The organism is Rhizobium ecuadorense (assembly GCF_001187535.1).
GTDB classification, from domain to species: domain Bacteria; phylum Pseudomonadota; class Alphaproteobacteria; order Rhizobiales; family Rhizobiaceae; genus Rhizobium; species Rhizobium ecuadorense.
On record NZ_LFIO01000317.1, the window covers coordinates 1 to 206 of the forward strand.

The window sequence follows — 206 nt, forward strand, 5'->3', positions numbered from 1 at the left end:
GCCCGGAATGCGCCGCTGCGCTGGGTCCTGCTCCCGGGCAACCACGATTCACTGCTGGCGGACCAGCTCTGGAGTGCGGCGCGCGGCGTTGTGCCCGACAATGTCATCCTGGCGACGGAAGCAGCACCCCTTCCGCTTGGACCTGATGTCATCCTGCTGCCGGCGCCTTGCACGACAAGGAGGCCGGGCCGCGACCTGACCGAATG

Annotated in this window: 1 pseudogene; it reads left to right on the plus strand. The window is 68.4% G+C overall.

What is annotated here, in order from left to right:
* Positions 1 to 206 (plus strand): annotated as a pseudogene (locus AF337_RS07045) (metallophosphoesterase family protein); the annotation flags it as partial.